The sequence below is a fragment of the Phytopseudomonas argentinensis genome, assembly GCF_900113905.1.
GTDB lineage: Bacteria > Pseudomonadota > Gammaproteobacteria > Pseudomonadales > Pseudomonadaceae > Aquipseudomonas > Aquipseudomonas argentinensis.
The window spans coordinates 26984-47107 of the sequence record NZ_FORC01000008.1; the positions used below are offsets into that span (position 1 = coordinate 26984).

Here is a 20124-nt window from a genome sequence, read left to right on the forward strand (position 1 = left end):
AAACAAGCCGGCGATTCTACCAGTCGAAACCCTACTGGCACAGCAGCGGCGCTTTGCCGCACAACTGTTGCCGCCCGTATACTCGGCGGTTTATCCGCCCGCCAGGCGAGGCTGTAGCAAGGGCCTCCTGCACAGACAGCGACGATAACCCAGTCAGCTTAGAGGTTCCTTTTGGACAAGATCCTGATTCGTGGGGCCCGTACCCACAACCTGAAGAATATCGACCTGACCCTGCCACGCGACAAGCTGATCGTGATCACCGGCCTGTCCGGCTCCGGCAAGTCGTCCCTGGCCTTCGACACCCTGTACGCCGAAGGTCAGCGTCGCTATGTGGAATCGCTGTCGGCCTATGCCCGGCAGTTCCTGTCGATGATGGAAAAACCCGATGTCGACACTATCGAAGGCCTGTCGCCGGCCATTTCCATCGAGCAGAAGTCCACCTCGCACAACCCGCGCTCGACGGTCGGCACCATCACCGAGATCTACGACTACCTGCGCCTGCTCTACGCCCGTGCCGGTACCCCGCGCTGCCCGGATCACGACCTGCCGCTGGAGGCGCAGACGGTCAGCCAGATGGTCGACCAGGTGCTGGCCATGCCCGAAGGCAGCAAGCTGATGCTGCTCGCGCCGATCGTTCGCGAGCGCAAGGGTGAACACCTTGCCGTATTCGACGAGCTGCGCGCCCAGGGCTTCGTGCGCGTGCGGGTCAACGGCAAGCTCTACGAGCTCGACGAGCTGCCCAAGCTGGACAAGCAGAAGAAGCACAGCATCGATGCCGTGGTGGACCGCTTCAAGGCCCGTGGCGACCTGCAGCAGCGCCTGGCCGAATCCTTCGAGACGGCGCTCAAGCTGGCCGACGGCCTGGCCCTGATCGCACCCATGGAGGGCGAAGAAGGCGAAGAGATCATTTTCTCCGCGCGTTTCGCCTGCCCGGTCTGCGGTCATTCGATCAGCGAGCTGGAGCCCAAGCTGTTTTCCTTCAACAACCCGGCGGGTGCCTGCCCGACCTGCGACGGCCTGGGCGTGAAGCAGTTCTTCGATGCCAAGCGCCTGGTCAACGGTGAGCTGACCCTGGCCGAGGGCGCCATTCGCGGTTGGGACCGGCGCAACGTCTATTATTTCCAGATGCTCGGCTCACTGGCCGGGCATTACCGCTTCAGCCTGGACAAACCCTTCGCTGAACTCGACAGCGAGCACCAGAAAGTCATTCTCGACGGCAGCGGTTCGCAGAATGTCGACTTCAAGTACCTCAACGACCGCGGCGATATCGTCAAGCGCTCGCACCCGTTCGAAGGCATAGTGCCCAACCTCGAGCGGCGCTACCGCGAGACCGAATCGACCAGCGTGCGCGAGGAGCTGGCCAAGTATCTCAGCACCCAGCCCTGCCCCGATTGCCGCGGCACCCGGCTGCGCCGCGAGGCGCGTCACGTCTGGGTCGGCGAGAAGACCCTGCCGGCAGTGACCGGCATGCCGATCGGCGCAGCCAGCGATTATTTCGGCGACCTGACCCTAGACGGCCGGCGTGGCGAGATCGCCAGCAAGATTCTCAAGGAGATCTGCGAACGCCTGCAGTTCCTGGTCAACGTCGGTCTCGATTACCTGACCCTGGATCGCAGCGCCGACACCCTGTCCGGCGGTGAAGCCCAGCGTATCCGCCTGGCCAGCCAGATCGGCGCCGGCCTGGTGGGCGTCATGTACATTCTCGACGAGCCTTCCATCGGCCTGCACCAGCGTGACAACGAGCGCCTGCTCGGCACCCTGCGCCACCTGCGCGACATCGGCAACACGGTGATCGTGGTCGAGCACGACGAGGACGCCATTCGCATGGCCGACTATGTGGTCGATATCGGCCCGGGCGCTGGCGTGCACGGCGGGCAGATCGTCGCCGAAGGCACCGCCGAAGAAGTCATGGCGCACCCGGATTCGGTGACCGGCAAGTACCTGTCCGGGCGCACCAAGATCGTCGTGCCGGCCAAGCGTACGCCGCGCAACAAGAAGCTGTCGCTGAAGATCAAGGGCGCCCGCGGCAACAACCTGCAGAACGTCAACCTGGAGATCCCCATCGGCCTGCTGACCTGCGTCACCGGGGTCTCGGGTTCGGGCAAGTCGACGCTGATCAACAACACGCTGTTCCCGCTCAGCGCCACCGCCCTGAACGGCGCCACCACCCTGGAAGCGGCGGCCCACGACAGCATCGACGGCCTGCAGCATCTGGACAAGGTGGTGGATATCGACCAGAGTCCGATCGGCCGCACGCCGCGCTCCAATCCGGCGACCTACACCGGGCTGTTCACGCCGATTCGCGAGCTGTTCGCCGGGGTGCCCGAGTCGCGCTCGCGCGGTTATGGCCCGGGCCGCTTCTCCTTCAACGTCAAGGGCGGGCGCTGCGAGGCGTGCCAGGGTGACGGCCTGATCAAGGTGGAGATGCACTTCCTGCCGGACATCTACGTGCCCTGCGACGTGTGCAAGAGCAAGCGCTACAACCGCGAAACCCTGGAGATCAAGTACAAGGGCAAGAGCATCCACGAAGTGCTGGAGATGACCATCGAGGACGCCCGGGCGTTCTTCGATGCCGTGCCGGCGCTGGCGCGCAAGCTGCAGACGCTGATGGACGTCGGTCTTTCCTACATCAAGCTCGGCCAGTCGGCGACCACCCTGTCCGGCGGTGAAGCGCAGCGGGTCAAGCTGTCGCGCGAGCTGAGCAAGCGCGATACCGGCAAGACCCTGTACATCCTCGACGAGCCGACCACCGGCTTGCACTTCGCGGATATCCAGCAATTGCTCGACGTGCTGCACCGCCTGCGCGACCACGGCAACACCGTGGTGGTGATCGAGCACAACCTTGACGTGATCAAGACCGCCGACTGGCTGGTGGACCTCGGCCCGGAAGGCGGCTCCAAAGGCGGGCAGATCATCGCCGTGGGCACCCCGGAAGAAGTCGCCGAGATGCCGCAGTCCCACACCGGGCACTTTCTCAAGCCGTTGCTCGAGCGTGATCGCGCCTGATCATTGGCCCGATACGAAAAAGCCCCGCAGATGCGGGGCTTTCTTTTTGCTGCCGTTCTTACATCTGGCTTTGCAGGTACTTCTCCAGGCCCAGCTTGGCGATCAACTGCAGCTGGATTTCCAGCCAATAGGCATGGTCTTCCTCGGTGTCCTTGAGCTGCAGGAGCAGGATGTCACGGGTCTGGTAATCCTGGTGGCGTTCGCACAGCTCGATGCCTTTGCTCAGCGCGGCACGCACCTGGTACTCGAGGGCCAGATCCAGCTTCAGCGCATCCGGCACGGTCTGTCCGAAGGTGAAGGCATCCGGCACCATGTCCGGTACGCCTTCAAGAAAGAGAATGCGCTTGAGCAGCGCATCGGCGTGCTGGGTCTCCTCCTCCATCTCGTGATTGATCCGCTCGTAGAGCTTGCTGAAGCCCCAGTCCTCGTACTGACGCGAGTGGATGAAGTACTGATCGCGCGCGGCCAGCTCCCCCTTGAGCAGGGTCTTGAGGTAGTCGATGACTTCGATATGGCCCTTCATGCGCGGAATCCTTGGTGCAGCGAATGGAATGGGTGAATGCTCGACCCATCACCGGCCCGGGTCAAGTAAAAAGCACAACGCCCCCATAAGGAGGCGTCGGCTACAGCAGCTCAGCGGTCCGGGCGCAAGTGCCCGGCCATGAGTCAGGCGAGATCGAAGCGGTCGAGGTTCATGACCTTGGTCCAGGCGGCCACGAAGTCCTCGATAAAGCGCGCATCGGCGCTGGCGTAGACCTCGGCCTGGGCGCGCAGGATGGCATTGGAGCCAAATACCAGGTCGACCCGGGTGCCGGTCCACTTCAGCTGGCCGGTCTTGCGATCACGCCCCTCGAACAGGTTGCTGTCACCAGCCGCGGACTTCCAGGCCGTGCCCATGTCGAGCAGGTTGACAAAGAAGTCGTTGGTCAGCGCACCAGGACGCTCGGTAAGCACACCGTGGCTGGTACCACCCACATTGATGTTGATCGCCCGCAGGCCACCGACCAGTACCGTCAGCTCCGGAGCGGTCAGGGTCAGCAACTGCGCCTTGTCGATCAGCAGCGCCTCGGCCGGCACGCTGTAGCGGCCCTTGAGGTAGTTGCGGAAGCCATCGGCGATCGGCTCGAGCACGGCGAAGGACTCCACATCGGTCTGCGCCTGGGAGGCATCTGCACGCCCTGCCGAGAACGGCACCTTCACGGCATGACCGGCGTTGCTGGCGGCCTGCTCGATACCGGCATTACCCGCCAGTACGATCAGGTCGGCCAGACTGACCTGCTTGCCACCGGTGGCGGTACGGTTGAACTCAGCGCGAATGCCTTCGAGCGTTGCCAGCACCCTGGCCAGTTGCTCGGGCTGGTTGGCCGCCCAGTCCTTTTGCGGCGCCAGGCGAATACGCGCGCCGTTGGCACCACCACGCTTGTCGGAGCCGCGGAAGGTCGAAGCCGAAGCCCAGGCGGTGCCGACCAGCTCGGCCACCGACAAGCCGGAGGCCAGCACCTGGGCGTTGAGGGCCGCCACATCCGCGTCTTCGATCAGCGGGTGATGCACCGCCGGCAGCGGGTCTTGCCAGAGCAGCTCTTCCTTCGGCACTTCCGGGCCCAGGTAGCGCGACTTCGGCCCAAGGTCACGGTGGGTCAGCTTGAACCAGGCACGGGCGAAGGCTTCGGCGAAGGCCTGCGGGTTATCCAGGAAGCGCCGGGAAATCTTCTCGTAGGCCGGATCGACGCGCAGCGACAGGTCGGTGGTCAACATGGTCGGCAGGCGTTTCTTCGACGGATCATGGGCATCGGGGATGATCGCTTCGGCGTCCTTGGCCACCCACTGATGGGCACCTGCCGGGCTCTTGGTCAGTTCCCATTCGAACTTGAACAGGTTCTCGAAGAAGTTGTTGCTCCACTGCGCAGGCGTGGTCGTCCAGGTCACTTCCAGGCCACTGGTGATGGCATCGCCGGCCTTGCCGCTGCCGAACGAACTGCTCCAGCCCAGGCCCTGCTCTTCCAGGCCAGCGGCTTCGGGTTCGGCGCCAACGTGATCGGCCGGGCCGGCACCATGGGTCTTGCCAAAGGTGTGGCCGCCGGCGATCAGCGCCACGGTTTCCTCGTCGTTCATGGCCATGCGCGCGAAGGTCTCGCGGATGTCGTGGGCGGCCGCCAGCGGATCGGGGTTGCCTTCCGGACCTTCCGGGTTGACGTAGATCAGGCCCATCTGCACGGCGGCGAGCGGGTTCTCCAGGTTGCGACCCTGGCTGTCGGTGCGGTCCTGCTCCTGACCGTGCAGGTCGGCATCGGCCACCAGCACGCCCTGGTCGTCTTCGCGGCCGGCAGCGCCCTTGCCGTAGCGCTCATCACCACCCAGCCAGGTCTTCTCGGTGCCCCAGTAAACGTCCTGATCCGGCTCCCAGGTATCCTCACGCCCACCGGCAAAACCAAAGGTACGGAAGCCCATGGTCTCCAGGGCAACGTTGCCGGTCAGCACCATCAGGTCGGCCCAGGAGATCTTCTGTCCATACTTCTGTTTGATCGGCCACAGCAGGCGCCGGGACTTGTCGATGTTGACGTTGTCCGGCCAGCTGTTGAGGGGCGCGAAGCGTTGCTGGCCACGGCCAGCACCGCCACGGCCGTCGCCGGTGCGGTAGGTGCCGGCCGCGTGCCAGGCCATACGGATGAACTGCGGGCCGTAGTGGCCGAAGTCGGCGGGCCACCAGTCCTGTGAATCGGTCATCAGCGCGCGCAGGTCTTTCTTCAGGGCTTCGTAGTCCAGCGAGCTGAAGGCTTCGGCGTAATTGAAGTCCTCACCCAGCGGGTTGGACTTGGAGGAATGCTGGTGCAGCAGGTCTACGCGTAGCTGGTTCGGCCACCAGTCGCGGTTGCCGGTACCGCCGCCAGCCGCATGCTTCGGCGTTTCCCCAGAGGCTTTCCCCGAGAAGGGGCATTTGCCCTCGGTCTTGTCACTCATGTCACTCTCCTTACCTGGCCTGATCGTTCCCGGCTGAGCGGGATTGGCGTTGAGTATTGACGAGCACAAGCGAAGCGACAAATGAATAACAACTTACAGTGTGATAGTTTTTTACTAAAACTCAGGCATAAAAAAACCGGGCCTGAGCCCGGTTTTTTCTTGCAACGATGCCTTACTCGGCAGCTTCTACTGCGCCGCCGACCGGACGGTCGACCAGCTCAACATAAGCCATCGGGGCATTGTCGCCAGCGCGGAAACCGCACTTGAGGATACGCAGGTAACCGCCCTGACGGGTGGCGTAGCGCTTGCCCAGATCGTTGAACAGCTTGCCAACGATAGCTTTCGAACGGGTACGGTCGAAAGCCAGACGACGGTTAGCAACGCTGTCTTCTTTAGCCAGGGTGATCAGCGGCTCGGCAACGCGACGCAGCTCCTTGGCTTTCGGCAGAGTAGTTTTGATCAGCTCATGCTCGAACAGCGATACCGCCATGTTCTGAAACATGGCCTTGCGGTGAGCGCTGGTGCGGCTGAGGTGACGGCCACTTTTACGATGACGCATGGTTCAATTCCTTACCAAACTACACGTTCGGTGATGATGACGATCAGGCAGTCGCCTTGTCGTCTTTCTTCAGACTTGCCGGCGGCCAGTTGTCGAGGCGCATACCGAGGGACAGACCACGGGAAGCCAGAACGTCCTTGATTTCAGTCAGGGATTTCTTGCCCAGGTTCGGCGTTTTGAGCAGCTCTACTTCGGTGCGCTGGATCAGGTCACCGATGTAGTAGATGTTCTCTGCCTTGAGGCAGTTGGCCGAACGAACGGTCAGTTCCAGGTCATCAACCGGACGGAGCAGGATCGGATCGATCTCGTCTTCCTGTTCGATTACCACAGGCTCGCTGTCACCTTTGAGGTCGACGAATGCAGCCAGCTGCTGTTGCAGGATGGTTGCAGCACGACGGATGGCCTCTTCAGGATCCAGGGTACCGTTGGTTTCGAGGTCGATAACCAGCTTGTCCAGGTTGGTACGCTGCTCGACGCGAGCGTTTTCCACCACGTAAGACACGCGACGCACCGGGCTGAAGGAAGAGTCGAGCTGCAAGCGACCGATGCTGCGGCTCTCGTCTTCATCACTCTGGCGCGAATCGGCCGGCTCATAGCCGCGACCACGAGCTACCACGAGCTTCATGTTCAGCGCGCCATTGGAGGCCAGGTTGGCGATTACGTGGTCGCCGTTGACGATTTCAACATCATGATCCAGCTGAATGTCGGCAGCGGTTACGACGCCAGAGCCCTTCTTCGCCAGAGTCAGTGTAACTTCGTCTCGACCGTGCAGTTTGATGGCCAGACCTTTGAGGTTGAGCAGGATTTCAATGACATCTTCCTGAACACCTTCAATGGCGCTGTACTCATGGAGTACACCGTCAATCTCGGCCTCGACTACTGCACAGCCAGGCATGGAGGACAACAGGATGCGACGCAGCGCGTTGCCCAGGGTATGGCCAAAACCACGCTCGAGAGGCTCGAGGGTGATCTTGGCGCGGGTCTGACTGACCACCTGCACATCGATATGGCGGGGGGTCAGGAACTCATTTACCGAAATCTGCATGGATGCACCTATTTTCTAGCCCTTACTTGGAGTAGAGCTCGACAATCAGGCTCTCGTTGATGTCAGCGGAGAGATCACCACGAACCGGAACGCTTTTGAACACGCCGGATTTCTTCTCGGTGTCTACATCTACCCACTCAACACGGCCACGCTGAGCACACAGCTCAAGAGCCTGAACGATGCGCAGCTGATTCTTCGACTTCTCGCGAACTGCAACCACGTCACCAGCTTTGACCTGGTAGGACGGTACGTTGACAGTCTTGCCGTTCACGCTGATCGCTTTGTGCGAAACCAGCTGACGGGATTCAGCGCGGGTAGCACCGAAGCCCATGCGGTAAACGACGTTGTCCAGGCGGCACTCGAGCAGTTGCAGGAGGTTCTCGCCGGTAGCGCCTTTCTGGCTGGCTGCCTGCTTGTAGTAACCGCTGAACTGACGCTCGAGGACACCGTAGATACGACGAACTTTTTGCTTCTCACGCAGCTGGGTGCCGTAGTCGGACTGACGGCCACGGCGCTGACCGTGGATACCTGGGGCTGCTTCGATGTTGCACTTCGATTCCAGAGCGCGAACGCCGCTTTTCAGGAAAAGATCAGTGCCTTCACGACGAGACAGTTTGCATTTGGGACCAATGTAACGAGCCATTTCTCACTGTCTCCTGATTACACGCGACGCTTCTTCGAAGGACGGCACCCGTTATGCGGGATGGGCGTCACATCGGTGATGCTGGCGATCTTGTAACCGCAACCGTTAAGCGCACGGACTGCGGACTCACGACCCGGACCTGGGCCCTTGACGTTGACGTCGAGGTTCTTCAGGCCATATTCCAGCGCAGCTTGACCAGCACGCTCGGCAGCCACCTGGGCAGCGAACGGGGTGGACTTGCGGGAACCGCGGAAACCCGAGCCGCCGGAGGTTGCCCAGGACAGGGCGTTACCTTGACGATCGGTGATGGTCACGATGGTGTTGTTGAAAGAAGCGTGGATGTGGGCGATGCCATCAACCACCGTCTTCTTGACTTTCTTACGAGTACGAGCAGCAGGTTTTGCCATGACTAAATTCCTGTCGATTCGCGAACGCGATTACTTGCGGATCGGCTTACGCGGGCCCTTACGGGTGCGTGCGTTGGTCTTGGTGCGCTGACCGCGAACCGGCAGACCTTTACGATGACGCAGGCCGCGGTAGCAACCCAGATCCATCAAGCGCTTGATTTTCATGTTCACTTCGCGGCGCAGATCACCCTCGGTATTAACCTTGGCAACCTCACCACGCAGCTGCTCGATCTGCTCGTCAGAGAGATCCTTGATCTTTGCTGCCGGATTGACACCGGTAGCGGCACAGATTTTCTGCGCAGTAGTGCGACCAACACCAAAGATGTAGGTCAGCGAGATAACAGCGTGCTTGTTATCCGGAATGTTAACGCCTGCAATACGGGCCATTCAGTGGAACTCCAATTGACAGCTACCTACGCCCCGGGAGCCAAGAAATAGGGCGCGAGATATTATCGCTGTAGAAACAAATAATCAACCCGGCAGCGCACTAGCTGCCGGGCTTATAGCTTCGATCACACTCAGCCTTGGCGCTGCTTGTGACGCGGTTCAGCGCTGCAAATTACCCGTACCACACCTTCACGGCGAATAATTTTGCAGTTACGGCACAGCTTTTTCACCGATGCACGAACTTTCATCACCAACTCCTCGAACCTTATGGACACTTCAGCGGAGCATGCCGCTGCCGTAGCCCTTCAGGTTGGCTTTCTTCATCAGGGATTCGTACTGGTGCGAAACGAGGTGCGATTGTACTTGCGACATAAAGTCCATCACAACCACTACCACGATCAGCAACGAGGTCCCGCCAAGGTAGAACGGTACGTTGGCCGCCACCACCAGGAACTGGGGCAACAAGCATACGGCCGTCATGTACAGAGCACCGAACATGGTCAAGCGGGTCAGAACGCCATCGATATAGCGTGCGGACTGCTCACCGGGACGGATACCCGGAATAAAGGCACCGGACTTCTTCAGGTTTTCCGCTACGTCTTTCGGGTTGAACATCAGCGCCGTGTAGAAGAAGCAGAAGAAAACGATCCCTGCACTAAACAGCAAAATGTTCAACGGCTGACCAGGAGCGATAGCCTGTGAAATATCCTGCAGCCAGCCCATACCTTCGGACTGACCAAACCAGGCACCCAGCGAGGCCGGGAACAACAGAAGGCTGCTGGCGAAAATGGCCGGGATCACGCCCGCCATGTTCACCTTCAACGGCAGGTGGCTGGTCTGCGCAGCGAAGACCTTGCGGCCCTGCTGACGCTTGGCGTAGTGCACCGCGATACGACGCTGGCCACGCTCAATGAACACCACAAAACCGATAATCGCTACTGCCAGCAAACCGATGGCAATAAGGGCGAAGATGTTGATATCGCCCTGGCGTGCAGACTCGAAAGACTGCCCGATTGCCGACGGCAGACCGGCTACGATGCCCGCAAAAATCAGCATCGAAATACCGTTGCCAACACCGCGCTCGGTGATCTGTTCGCCCAGCCACATCATGAACATCGCACCCGCCACAAAGGTGGTGACTGCAACGAAGTGGAAGCCGAAATCGACCGAAAACGCTACGCCCTGGCTTGCCAGGCCAACGGACATGCCGATCGCCTGAACAAACGCCAGAACCAAGGTGCCGTAGCGGGTGTATTGACTGATCTTGCGACGACCAGCCTCACCTTCCTTCTTCAACTGCTCCAGCTGCGGGCTCACGGCGGTCATCAGCTGCATGATGATCGATGCCGAGATGTACGGCATGATCCCCAGTGCGAAGATGCTCATCCGCTCCAGCGCGCCGCCGGAAAACATGTTGAACAAGCTAAGAATGGTCCCCTCATTCTGTCGAAACAGATCGGCCAGACGGTCAGGGTTTATACCGGGAACTGGGATATGCGCGCCGATTCGATAGACGATGATCGCCATGAACAGAAAACGCAGACGAGCCCAGAGTTCGGACAACCCGCCACCAGCCAGAGCAGAGAGAGCACCTTGCTTAGCCATTTATTCCTCGAACTTACCGCCAGCTGCTTCGATAGCCGCGCGCGCACCTTTGGTGGCGGCGATACCTTTGAGGGTGACCGCACGAGTAATCTCACCGGACAGCATGACTTTCACACGCTGTACGTTTTGATTGACCAGGTTGGCATCCTTCAGCGCTTGCAGAGTAACTACGTCGCCTTCGATCTTGTTCAGCTCGGAAGTACGCACTTCTGCGCGATCCATAGCTTTCAAGGACACGAAACCGAACTTGGGCAGACGACGGTGCAGAGGCTGCTGGCCGCCTTCGAAACCCGGAGCAATGGTGCCACCGGAGCGGGAGGTCTGACCCTTGTGGCCGCGGCCACCGGTCTTGCCCAAACCACTACCGATACCACGGCCCGGACGATGCTTCTCGCGACGGGAACCCGGCGCTGGACTCAGATCATTCAGGTACATGGATCAACCCTCCACACGGAGAAGGTAATAAGCCTTGTTGATCATGCCGCGGTTTTCCGGAGTATCCAGAACTTCGACGGTATGATTGATGCGACGCAGGCCGAGGCCCTTGACGCAGGCTTTATGATTGGCCAGACGGCCATTGGTGCTCTTGATCAGAGTCACTTTGACGGTGTTAGCCATGGTTAGAGAATCTCCTCGACACTCTTGCCACGCTTGGCTGCAACCGAATCCGGAGACTGCATAGCCTTCAGACCTTTGAAAGTGGCATGAACCACGTTCACAGGGTTGGTCGAGCCGTAGCACTTGGCCAGAACGTTCTGAACACCAGCTACTTCCAGGACGGCACGCATGGCGCCACCAGCGATGATGCCGGTACCTTCGGAAGCGGGCTGCATGTAAACCTTCGAAGCGCCGTGGGCGGACTTCATGGCGTACTGCAGGGTGGTGCCGTTCAGATCAACTTGGATCATGTTGCGACGTGCGGCTTCCATAGCCTTCTGGATAGCAGCCGGCACTTCACGAGATTTGCCACGGCCGAAACCTACACGGCCCTTGCCATCACCTACCACGGTCAGCGCGGTGAAGGTGAAGATACGGCCGCCTTTTACGGTCTTGGCAACGCGGTTCACTTGAACCAGCTTCTCGATATAGCCTTCGTCGCGCTTTTGGTCGTTATTTGCCATAACTTAGAACTCCAGCCCGCCTTCACGAGCAGCATCAGCCAGCGCCTTGACGCGGCCGTGGTACTTGAAGCCAGAACGGTCGAATGCAACCTGAGTCACACCAGCGGCTTTCGCACGCTCGGCAACCAGCTCACCAACTTTCTTGGCCGCGTCGACGTTGCCGGTGGCGCCGTCACGCAGTGCTTTGTCCAAGGTAGAGGCGCTGGCCAGAACCTTGCTGCCGTCGGCCGAGATGACCTGGGCATAGATGTGCTGCGAAGAGCGATACACGCACAGACGCACGGCTTCGAGCTCGTGCATTTTCAGGCGTGCTTTGCGAGCGCGACGCAGACGAGTAACTTTTTTGTCGGTCATTTCCTAGCCCCTTACTTCTTCTTGGCTTCTTTACGGCGGACGACTTCGTCAGCGTAACGAACACCTTTGCCCTTGTAAGGCTCAGGACGGCGGAAGTCACGAATCTCCGCAGCAACCTGACCAACCAGCTGCTTGTCGACACCCTTGATGAGGATCTCGGTCTGGTTCGGGGTTTCGGCCACAACGCCTTCCGGCAGTTGATAGTCGATAGGGTGAGAGAAGCCCAACGCCAGGTTCAGCACCTGACCCTTGGCCTGCGCCTTGTAACCAACACCGATCAGCTGGAGCTTGCGCTCGAAGCCCTGGCTCACGCCGATGACCATGTTGTTAACCAGGGCACGGGTAGTACCGGCCATCGCACGAGTTTGCTGGTCGCCGTTGCGAGCAGCGAAACGCAGCTCACCGGATTCCTGCAGCACTTCAACGGACGAGTGAACATTCAGTTCCAGAGTGCCCTTGGCACCCTTCACCGAAAGCTGCTGACCGGCGAGTTTGATCTCTACACCAGCAGGCAGCTTGACGGGGTTCTTAGCAACGCGAGACATGCTTATCCCCCCTTAGAACACAGTGCAAAGCACTTCGCCGCCGACACCGGCAGCGCGCGCAGCGCGGTCCGTCATCACACCTTTGTTGGTGGAGACGATGGAAACACCGAGACCGCCACGAACTTTCGGCAGATCATCGACGGATTTGTACTGACGAAGGCCAGGACGGCTGACGCGCTTGACTTCCTCGATGACCGGACGGCCTTCGAAGTACTTCAGCTCGATGGACAGCTGTGGCTTTGCTTCACCATTGATTTCATAACCGGCAATGTAACCTTCGTCTTTGAGAACTTTGGCTACAGCCACCTTCAGCGTGGAAGACGGCATGCTTACGACGGACTTTTCAGCCATCTGGGCATTACGGATACGAGTTAGCATGTCCGCTAACGGGTCCTGCATACTCATGGGCTAGACGCTCCTGATACAAAAAGAATTAGCCTTTCGACTAAGAATCACCAGCGCTCACGGAAATCCGGGCTCAGGCGAGCCGGGCATTCTAGAGACTGATCAAAAATGAATCAAGCCCCAAAAGGGGCTTGATTCATATTGCTTGTCCGCCGGAGCAGGCTCCGGCGTTTAGCGCATCGGCTTACCAGCTGGCTTTAACCAGACCTGGTACGTCACCGCGCATGGCTGCTTCACGCAGCTTGATACGCGACAGACCGAACTTGCGGAAGACACCGTGCGGGCGGCCGGTGATACGGCAGCGGTTGCGCAGGCGCGAGGCGCTGGCATCACGGGGTTGCTTCTGCAGAGCGACGCTGGCTTCCCAGCGTGCTTCTGGAGTTGCGTTCTGGTCTACGATGATGGCTTTCAGCTCAGCACGCTTTTTGGCGTACTTGGCAACCGTTTGCTGACGCTTCAGCTCGCGGTTTTTCATGCTCGTCTTGGCCATATTCCTACTCCAATCAGTTACGGAACGGGAATTTGAAAGCACGCAGCAGTGCGCGACCTTCATCATCCGTACGGGCAGTAGTGGTCAGAGTGATGTCCAGACCACGCAGCGCATCGATCTTGTCGTAATCGATTTCCGGGAAGATGATCTGCTCTTTCACGCCCATGCTGTAGTTGCCACGACCATCGAAGGACTTGGCATTCAGGCCGCGGAAGTCACGCACGCGCGGCAGGGAGATGGACAGCAGACGATCCAGGAACTCGTACATACGCTCGCGACGCAGAGTGACCTTGACGCCGATCGGCCAGCCTTCACGAACCTTGAAACCAGCGATCGACTTGCGGGCATAAGTCACGACGACTTTCTGACCGGTGATCTTCTCGAGGTCGGCAACTGCGTGTTCGATGATCTTCTTGTCACCGATCGCTTCGCCCAGGCCCATGTTCAGGGTGATCTTGGTGATGCGCGGAACTTCCATCACGTTACCCAGCTTCAGCTCTTCCTTCAGCTTGGGCGCGATTTCCTTCCGGTAAATCTCTTTCAGTCGTGCCATGGTGTTTTACCTATGATTCTCAAGCGCCAACCGGCTTCTGGGTGGACTTGAAGACACGAATTTTCTTGCCGTCTTCAACTTTGAAACCAACGCGGTCAGCCTTGTTGGTTTCGCCATTGAAGATGGCAACGTTGGAAGCGTGCAGTGGCGCTTCTTTCTCGACGATACCGCCTTGAACGCCCGACATCGGGTTCGGCTTGGTATGACGCTTCACCAGGTTGATGCCACCGACGACCAGACGGTCGTCAGCGAGAACCTTGAGCACCTTACCGCGCTTACCTTTGTCTTTGCCGGCGATCACGATGATCTCGTCGTCACGACGAATCTTTTGCATGTCGGATCTCCTTAAAGCACTTCAGGGGCGAGCGAGACGATCTTCATGAACTTCTCGGTACGCAGCTCACGGGTCACTGGCCCGAAGATACGGGTACCGATCGGCTCTTGCTTGTTGTTCAGCAGAACAGCAGCGTTGCCGTCGAAGCGAATGATCGAACCATCGGCACGGCGAACGCCGTGACGGGTACGAACGACCACTGCGGTCATGACCTGACCTTTCTTCACTTTACCGCGCGGAATTGCTTCCTTGACGGTGACCTTGATGATGTCGCCGATGCCAGCGTAGCGGCGATGCGAGCCACCCAGCACCTTGATGCACATGACGCGGCGTGCACCACTGTTGTCGGCCACATCGAGCATGGATTGAGTCTGAATCATATAATTTCTCCGACCCTTAGCCCTTAGACTTCCACTGCGCGTTCGAGAACTTCAACCAGTGCCCAAGACTTGGTCTTGGCCAGCGGACGGGTTTCGGTAATCGAAACTTTGTCGCCGATCTTGCACTGGTTGGTTTCGTCGTGCGCGTGCAGCTTGGTCGAACGCTTGACATATTTACCGTAGATCGGGTGCTTGACGCGACGCTCGATCAATACGGTGATGGTCTTGTCCATCTTGTCGCTGACAACACGGCCGGTCAGCGTACGGACTGTTTTTTCGGCTTCAGCCATGATCACTTACCTGCCTGCTGGTTGAGCACAGTTTTCACACGAGCGATGTCGCGCTTAACTTGCGAGAGCAGGTGAGACTGCCCCAACTGGCCAGTTGCTTTCTGCATACGCAGATTGAACTGGTCGCGCAGCAGGCCGAGCAGTTGCTCGTTCAGCTGCTGTGCTGATTTTTCACGAAGTTCATTCGCTTTCATCACATCACCGTCCGCTTAACAAAAGTGGTGGCGAGCGGCAGCTTTGCAGCAGCCAGGGCGAAAGCCTCACGCGCCAACTCTTCGGAAACGCCTTCGATCTCGTACAGGACTTTGCCTGGCTGGATCTGGGCTACCCAATATTCAACGCTACCCTTCCCTTTACCCATCCGCACTTCGAGAGGCTTCTTGGTAACCGGCTTGTCCGGGAATACGCGAATCCAGATTTTCCCGCCACGCTTGACGTGACGAGTCAGAGCACGACGAGCGGACTCAATCTGACGGGCGGTGAGACGACCGCGGGCAACAGACTTCAGCGCGAACTCGCCGAAGCTGACTTTGCTACCGCGCTGAGCCAGACCACGGTTGTGGCCGGTCATCTGCTTGCGGAACTTCGTACGCTTTGGTTGCAACATGTGGCGTACCCCTTACTTAGCAGCTTTTTTACGAGGCGCAGGTGCTTGCGGTTTCAGTTCTTCTTTGAGGCCACCGATGACCTCGCCTTTGAAGATCCAAACCTTGACACCGATCACACCGTAAGTGGTGTGCGCTTCGTACGTGGCATAGTCGATATCGGCACGCAGGGTGTGCAACGGCACACGACCTTCGCGATACCATTCGGTACGTGCGATTTCCGCACCACCGAGACGACCGCTCACCTGGATTTTGATGCCCTTGGCACCAATGCGCATGGCGTTCTGTACAGCGCGCTTCATGGCGCGACGGAACATCACACGACGCTCCAGCTGCTGAGCTACGCTTTGCGCAACCAGCATACCGTCGAGCTCCGGCTTGCGGATCTCTTCGATATTGATGTGCACAGGCACACCCATTTGCTTGGTCAGGTCCTGACGCAGCTTCTCAACATCTTCACCTTTCTTGCCGATCACGATGCCGGGACGAGCGGTGTGGATGGTGATGCGTGCGGTTTGGGCCGGGCGAGCGATGTCGACACGGCTTACGGACGCGCTTTTTAGTTTGTCGAGGAGATACTCACGCACCTTCAGATCAGCGAACAGGTAGTCCGCATAAGTCCGGCCGTCTGCGTACCAGACGGAGGTGTGTTCCTTGACGATTCCCAGGCGAATGCCAGTGGGATGTACTTTCTGACCCATCTGATCGACTCCGTTACTTGTCCGCAACCTTGACAGTGATATGGCAAGACCGCTTGACGATGCGATCAGCGCGGCCTTTGGCACGCGGCATGATTCGCTTCAGCGAACGCCCCTCGTTGACGAAAACGGTGCTGACCTTCAGGTCATCAACGTCTGCGCCTTCGTTGTGCTCGGCGTTGGCTACAGCCGACTCCAGCACTTTCTTCATGATTTCCGCGGCTTTCTTACTGCTGAAAGCCAGCAGGTTGAGCGCTTCGCCCACCTTCTTCCCGCGGATCTGGTCGGCGACCAAGCGGGCTTTCTGGGCGGAGATGCGAGCGCCCGACAACTTAGCGGCTACTTCCATTTCCTTACCCCTTAACGCTTGGCTTTCTTGTCAGCCACGTGCCCACGATAAGTGCGGGTACCGGCGAACTCGCCCAGTTTGTGGCCGACCATGTCTTCGTTCACGAGAACGGGGACGTGTTGACGACCGTTATGCACGGCGATGGTCAGACCGACCATCTGCGGCAGAATCATCGAACGGCGCGACCAGGTTTTCACCGGCTTGCGATCGTTCTTTTCTGCTGCCACTTCGACCTTCTTCAGTAGGTGAAGATCGATGAAAGGACCTTTTTTCAGAGAACGTGGCACTGTCGTATCCCTCTAGTTACTTGCGACGACGGACGATCATGTTGTCGGTGCGTTTGTTACCACGAGTCTTCGCGCCCTTAGTCGGGAAGCCCCATGGAGACACCGGATGACGACCACCAGAGGTACGACCTTCACCACCACCGTGTGGGTGGTCGACCGGGTTCATGGCAACACCACGAACGGTCGGGCGAACGCCACGCCAGCGTTTGGCACCAGCTTTACCCAGCGAACGCAGACTGTGCTCGGAGTTCGAGACTTCGCCCAGGGTCGCGCGGCATTCGGCCAGCACTTTACGCATTTCACCGCTGCGCAGACGCAGGGTGACGTAGACGCCTTCACGTGCGATCAGCTGAGCCGAAGCACCAGCGGAACGAGCGATTTGAGCACCTTTACCCGGCTTCAGCTCGATACCGTGAACGGTCGAACCCACCGGAATGTTACGCAGCGGCAGGCTGTTGCCGGCCTTGATCGGCGCCATCGAACCTGCAACCAGCTGATCGCCGGCGCTCACACCTTTCGGCGCGATGATGTAGCGACGCTCACCGTCTGCGTATTTCAGCAGGGCAATGTGCGCGGTACGGTTCGGGTCATATTCAACGCGCTCGACAGTGGCAGGGATGCCATCTTTGTCGTTGCGACGAAAATCGACCAGACGGTAATGCTGCTTGTGACCACCACCGATATGACGGGTGGTGATACGGCCGTTGTTGTTACGACCGCCAGACTTCGACTTCTTCTCGAGCAGTGGAGCATGAGGAGCGCCTTTGTGCAGCTCCTGATTGACCACCTTGACCACAAAACGGCGGCCCGCGGAAGTCGGTTTGCATTTAACGATTGCCATGATGCACCCCTTCCTTACTCAGCACTGCTGGTGGCGAAATCGAGATCCTGGCCTGGCTGAAGGGAGATGATCGCCTTCTTCCAGTCGTTACGCTTGCCCAGACCGCGAGCGGTGCGCTTGCTCTTACCCAGAACGTTCTGAGTCGTCACATGCTGAACCTTCACGCTGAACAGGCTTTCGACGGCCTTCTTGATTTCCAGCTTGGTTGCGTCAGTCGCAACTTTGAAAACGAACTGGCTTTTCTTGTCTGCCAGAGTCGTGGCCTTCTCGGAGATGTGCGGGCCAAGCAGCACTTTGAATACGCGTTCCTGGTTCATCCCAGCAGCTCCTCGAATTTCTTCACGGCAGAAACGGTAACCAGTACCTTTTCATACGCGATCAGACTGACCGGATCGGAACCCTGAACGTCACGAACGTCGACGTGCGGCAGGTTGCGAGCAGCCAGGTACAGATTTTGGTCAACAGCATCAGACACGATCAGGACATCAGTCAGCCCCATGTCATTCAGCTTGCCCAGCAGTTCTTTGGTTTTCGGAGCTTCGACAGCGAAGTCTTCGACCACTACCAGACGGTCGCTACGGACCAGCTCAGCAAGAATCGAGCGGATTGCCGCGCGGTACATCTTCTTGTTCAGCTTCTGATCATGATTCTGAGGACGAGCTGCGAAGGTCACACCACCGCCACGCCAGATCGGACCACGAGAGGTACCAGCACGAGCACGGCCAGTACCCTTCTGACGCCACGGGCGCTTACCGCCACCGGATACGTCGGAACGAGTCTTCTGTTGCTTGCTGCCTTGACGGCCGCCGGCCATGTAGGCCACAACTGCTTGGTGAACCAGGGTCTCGTTGTAATCACCACCGAAGGTCGCATCGGACACTTCGATCGCTTGAGCGCCATTTACATTTAATTGCATGTCAGCTTCCCCTTAACCGCGAGCCTTGGCAGCCGGACGTACAACCAGGTTGCCGCCAGTAGCGCCAGGAACGGCACCCTTGACCAGCAGCAGGTTGCGTTCAGCATCCACGCGCACTACTTCCAGGGACTGCACAGTCACGCGTTCAGCACCCATGTGACCGGACATTTTCTTGCCCTTGAAGACACGACCCGGAGTCTGGCACTGGCCAATCGAACCCGGAACGCGGTGGGACACGGAGTTACCGTGGGTGTTGTCTTGGCCGCGGAAGTTCCAACGCTTGATGGTACCGGCAAAGCCTTTACCTTTGGACTGACCGGTCACGTCGACCAGTTGACCAGCTTGGAAGATTTCAGCGTTGATCAGATCGCCAGCCTGGTAGTCGCCTTCTTCAAGGCGGAATTCCATGACGGTACGACCTGCCGCGACATTCGCCTTGGCGAAGTGACCGGCCTGAGCCTTGCTGACACGAGAAACGCGACGCTCACCGACAGTGACCTGCACTGCGCGATAGCCATCGGAGTCCTCAGTTTTGAACTGGGTGACGCGATTCGGCTCGATCTCGATGACCGTAACCGGAATGGAGACACCTTCTTCGGTGAAAATGCGGGTCATGCCGCACTTACGACCGACTACACCAATAGTCATGTTGTAACCTCATGAGTGTACGGGGCTTTCACCCGCTATGGCCGCCCATTTCAGAGCGTTACACGACTAAAACCGCCAGGTTTTAGCCGAGGCTGATCTGCACTTCCACGCCAGCCGCAAGATCGAGCTTCATAAGTGCATCAACGGTTTTATCCGTTGGCTGGACGATGTCCAGTACGCGCTTATGAGTGCGGATTTCGAACTGATCGCGCGCGTCTTTGTTGACGTGTGGCGAAGTCAGAACGGTGAACCGCTCTTTGCGAGTTGGCAGAGGAATCGGACCACGCACCTGAGCACCAGTACGTTTCGCGGTTTCCACGATTTCCTGGGTTGATTGATCGATCAGGCGATGGTCAAAAGCCTTCAACCGTATACGGATTTGTTGGTTTTGCATTTTGACCTCAGATTCCAAGCTGCGAGTCCCCTCTAACAGACGCAGTACGCCCGTTAAAAGGAGGCGTGATTCTATAGATGCCCCCATGGGGTGTCAATCCGGTTAGAAAATAACCAACCCGACTAACGCCCATAAAAAAGCCCCCGCATGGCGGGGGCTTTTTCCTACATCAAATCATCGATTACTCGACGATTTTGGCAACCACGCCAGCACCAACGGTACGACCACCTTCGCGAATTGCGAAGCGCAGGCCGTCTTCCATGGCGATCGGCTTGATCAGGGTGACAACCATTTTGATGTTGTC

32 protein-coding genes are annotated in these 20124 nt (G+C 58.7%); 1 reads left to right on the plus strand and 31 read right to left on the minus strand.

Going from position 1 to position 20124, the window contains the following annotated elements:
* Nucleotides 1-171: 171 nt before the first annotated feature.
* Nucleotides 172-3006, plus strand: a complete 2835-nt coding sequence (uvrA, locus tag BM154_RS23010) for an excinuclease ABC subunit UvrA (RefSeq protein ID WP_074890130.1) — start codon at nucleotides 172-174, stop codon at nucleotides 3004-3006.
* 58 nt (nucleotides 3007-3064) lie between these two features.
* Here the strand turns inward: uvrA and bfr are convergent, their stop codons facing one another.
* The 31 genes from bfr to BM154_RS23165 all read right to left on the minus strand — a co-directional run.
* Entirely contained in the window at nucleotides 3065-3529 is a 465-nt protein-coding gene (bfr, locus tag BM154_RS23015) for a bacterioferritin (RefSeq protein WP_074890139.1), read from the minus strand.
* Between the two features lie 143 nt (nucleotides 3530-3672).
* Nucleotides 3673-5964 (minus strand): catalase/peroxidase HPI, encoded by a 2292-nt coding sequence (gene katG / locus BM154_RS23020; protein WP_074890142.1) that lies wholly within the window; start codon nucleotides 5962-5964, stop codon nucleotides 3673-3675.
* 172 nt (nucleotides 5965-6136) lie between these two features.
* Nucleotides 6137-6523 (minus strand): 50S ribosomal protein L17, encoded by a 387-nt coding sequence (gene rplQ / locus BM154_RS23025; protein ID WP_042552930.1) that lies wholly within the window; start codon nucleotides 6521-6523, stop codon nucleotides 6137-6139.
* A 43-nt stretch (nucleotides 6524-6566) separates the two neighbouring features.
* On the minus strand, nucleotides 6567-7568 hold the full coding sequence (locus BM154_RS23030) for a DNA-directed RNA polymerase subunit alpha (RefSeq protein WP_073267855.1): 1002 nt from the start codon (nucleotides 7566-7568) through the stop codon (nucleotides 6567-6569).
* Between the two features lie 22 nt (nucleotides 7569-7590).
* A complete protein-coding gene (gene rpsD, locus BM154_RS23035) occupies nucleotides 7591-8211 on the minus strand; it encodes a 30S ribosomal protein S4 (protein ID WP_013789774.1) in 621 nt (206 codons plus the stop codon).
* A 17-nt stretch (nucleotides 8212-8228) separates the two neighbouring features.
* Nucleotides 8229-8618 carry a 30S ribosomal protein S11 gene (rpsK, locus tag BM154_RS23040; protein ID WP_013789773.1) on the minus strand — a complete coding sequence of 130 codons (390 nt, stop codon included), beginning with the start codon at nucleotides 8616-8618 and terminating at the stop codon, nucleotides 8229-8231.
* 30 nt (nucleotides 8619-8648) lie between these two features.
* Nucleotides 8649-9005 (minus strand): 30S ribosomal protein S13, encoded by a 357-nt coding sequence (gene rpsM, locus BM154_RS23045; protein ID WP_074890145.1) that lies wholly within the window; start codon nucleotides 9003-9005, stop codon nucleotides 8649-8651.
* A gap of 131 nt (nucleotides 9006-9136) precedes the next feature.
* Complete coding sequence (rpmJ, locus tag BM154_RS23050; protein WP_002555468.1) at nucleotides 9137-9253, minus strand: 50S ribosomal protein L36; 117 nt, start codon at nucleotides 9251-9253, stop codon at nucleotides 9137-9139.
* Between the two features lie 28 nt (nucleotides 9254-9281).
* Nucleotides 9282-10610 (minus strand): preprotein translocase subunit SecY, encoded by a 1329-nt coding sequence (secY, locus tag BM154_RS23055; RefSeq protein WP_073267849.1) that lies wholly within the window; start codon nucleotides 10608-10610, stop codon nucleotides 9282-9284.
* On the minus strand, nucleotides 10611-11045 hold the full coding sequence (gene rplO, locus BM154_RS23060) for a 50S ribosomal protein L15 (RefSeq protein ID WP_074890147.1): 435 nt from the start codon (nucleotides 11043-11045) through the stop codon (nucleotides 10611-10613).
* A gap of 3 nt (nucleotides 11046-11048) precedes the next feature.
* Nucleotides 11049-11228, minus strand: a complete 180-nt coding sequence (gene rpmD / locus BM154_RS23065; RefSeq protein WP_013789769.1) for a 50S ribosomal protein L30 — start codon at nucleotides 11226-11228, stop codon at nucleotides 11049-11051.
* A 2-nt stretch (nucleotides 11229-11230) separates the two neighbouring features.
* Complete coding sequence (rpsE, locus tag BM154_RS23070; RefSeq protein WP_013789768.1) at nucleotides 11231-11731, minus strand: 30S ribosomal protein S5; 501 nt, start codon at nucleotides 11729-11731, stop codon at nucleotides 11231-11233.
* Between the two features lie 3 nt (nucleotides 11732-11734).
* On the minus strand, nucleotides 11735-12085 hold the full coding sequence (rplR, locus tag BM154_RS23075; protein WP_003293038.1) for a 50S ribosomal protein L18: 351 nt from the start codon (nucleotides 12083-12085) through the stop codon (nucleotides 11735-11737).
* Between the two features lie 11 nt (nucleotides 12086-12096).
* On the minus strand, nucleotides 12097-12630 hold the full coding sequence (gene rplF / locus BM154_RS23080) for a 50S ribosomal protein L6 (RefSeq protein ID WP_013789767.1): 534 nt from the start codon (nucleotides 12628-12630) through the stop codon (nucleotides 12097-12099).
* A gap of 12 nt (nucleotides 12631-12642) precedes the next feature.
* Nucleotides 12643-13035, minus strand: coding sequence for a 30S ribosomal protein S8 (gene rpsH, locus BM154_RS23085; protein ID WP_073267846.1), 393 nt, complete (start codon nucleotides 13033-13035; stop codon nucleotides 12643-12645).
* A 184-nt stretch (nucleotides 13036-13219) separates the two neighbouring features.
* The gene (rpsN, locus tag BM154_RS23090) at nucleotides 13220-13525 is read right to left on the minus strand and encodes a 30S ribosomal protein S14 (RefSeq protein ID WP_073267844.1); all 306 of its coding nucleotides are present in this window, start codon (nucleotides 13523-13525) and stop codon (nucleotides 13220-13222) included.
* A 13-nt stretch (nucleotides 13526-13538) separates the two neighbouring features.
* Nucleotides 13539-14078: a 50S ribosomal protein L5 gene (gene rplE / locus BM154_RS23095; protein ID WP_073267842.1), complete on the minus strand. Its 540-nt coding sequence runs from the start codon at nucleotides 14076-14078 to the stop codon at nucleotides 13539-13541.
* A 19-nt stretch (nucleotides 14079-14097) separates the two neighbouring features.
* Nucleotides 14098-14412 (minus strand): 50S ribosomal protein L24, encoded by a 315-nt coding sequence (rplX, locus tag BM154_RS23100; RefSeq protein WP_042552938.1) that lies wholly within the window; start codon nucleotides 14410-14412, stop codon nucleotides 14098-14100.
* Between the two features lie 11 nt (nucleotides 14413-14423).
* On the minus strand, nucleotides 14424-14792 hold the full coding sequence (rplN, locus tag BM154_RS23105) for a 50S ribosomal protein L14 (protein WP_002555479.1): 369 nt from the start codon (nucleotides 14790-14792) through the stop codon (nucleotides 14424-14426).
* A gap of 23 nt (nucleotides 14793-14815) precedes the next feature.
* Nucleotides 14816-15082 carry a 30S ribosomal protein S17 gene (gene rpsQ, locus BM154_RS23110; protein ID WP_023534981.1) on the minus strand — a complete coding sequence of 89 codons (267 nt, stop codon included), beginning with the start codon at nucleotides 15080-15082 and terminating at the stop codon, nucleotides 14816-14818.
* A 2-nt stretch (nucleotides 15083-15084) separates the two neighbouring features.
* Nucleotides 15085-15276, minus strand: a complete 192-nt coding sequence (rpmC, locus tag BM154_RS23115; RefSeq protein ID WP_002555481.1) for a 50S ribosomal protein L29 — start codon at nucleotides 15274-15276, stop codon at nucleotides 15085-15087.
* A complete protein-coding gene (gene rplP, locus BM154_RS23120; protein ID WP_042552939.1) occupies nucleotides 15276-15689 on the minus strand; it encodes a 50S ribosomal protein L16 in 414 nt (137 codons plus the stop codon). The genes rpmC and rplP overlap by 1 nt, the downstream gene beginning before the upstream one ends.
* A gap of 12 nt (nucleotides 15690-15701) precedes the next feature.
* On the minus strand, nucleotides 15702-16388 hold the full coding sequence (rpsC, locus tag BM154_RS23125) for a 30S ribosomal protein S3 (protein WP_070882613.1): 687 nt from the start codon (nucleotides 16386-16388) through the stop codon (nucleotides 15702-15704).
* A gap of 13 nt (nucleotides 16389-16401) precedes the next feature.
* Nucleotides 16402-16734, minus strand: coding sequence for a 50S ribosomal protein L22 (gene rplV / locus BM154_RS23130; protein WP_003103908.1), 333 nt, complete (start codon nucleotides 16732-16734; stop codon nucleotides 16402-16404).
* Nucleotides 16735-16745: 11 nt separating this feature from the next.
* Complete coding sequence (gene rpsS, locus BM154_RS23135; RefSeq protein ID WP_013789761.1) at nucleotides 16746-17021, minus strand: 30S ribosomal protein S19; 276 nt, start codon at nucleotides 17019-17021, stop codon at nucleotides 16746-16748.
* 16 nt (nucleotides 17022-17037) lie between these two features.
* Nucleotides 17038-17862 carry a 50S ribosomal protein L2 gene (gene rplB / locus BM154_RS23140; protein ID WP_013789760.1) on the minus strand — a complete coding sequence of 275 codons (825 nt, stop codon included), beginning with the start codon at nucleotides 17860-17862 and terminating at the stop codon, nucleotides 17038-17040.
* Nucleotides 17863-17876: 14 nt separating this feature from the next.
* Nucleotides 17877-18179, minus strand: coding sequence for a 50S ribosomal protein L23 (gene rplW, locus BM154_RS23145; protein ID WP_013789759.1), 303 nt, complete (start codon nucleotides 18177-18179; stop codon nucleotides 17877-17879).
* Nucleotides 18176-18778, minus strand: coding sequence for a 50S ribosomal protein L4 (rplD, locus tag BM154_RS23150; RefSeq protein WP_074890150.1), 603 nt, complete (start codon nucleotides 18776-18778; stop codon nucleotides 18176-18178). The genes rplW and rplD overlap by 4 nt, the downstream gene beginning before the upstream one ends.
* Nucleotides 18779-18790: 12 nt before the next feature.
* The gene (gene rplC, locus BM154_RS23155) at nucleotides 18791-19426 is read right to left on the minus strand and encodes a 50S ribosomal protein L3 (protein WP_074890153.1); all 636 of its coding nucleotides are present in this window, start codon (nucleotides 19424-19426) and stop codon (nucleotides 18791-18793) included.
* Between the two features lie 82 nt (nucleotides 19427-19508).
* On the minus strand, nucleotides 19509-19820 hold the full coding sequence (gene rpsJ / locus BM154_RS23160) for a 30S ribosomal protein S10 (protein WP_010486970.1): 312 nt from the start codon (nucleotides 19818-19820) through the stop codon (nucleotides 19509-19511).
* Nucleotides 19821-20001: 181 nt separating this feature from the next.
* On the minus strand, nucleotides 20002-20124 hold a 123-nt coding region (locus BM154_RS23165), incomplete at its 5' end, for an EF-Tu C-terminal domain-related protein (protein WP_482811884.1).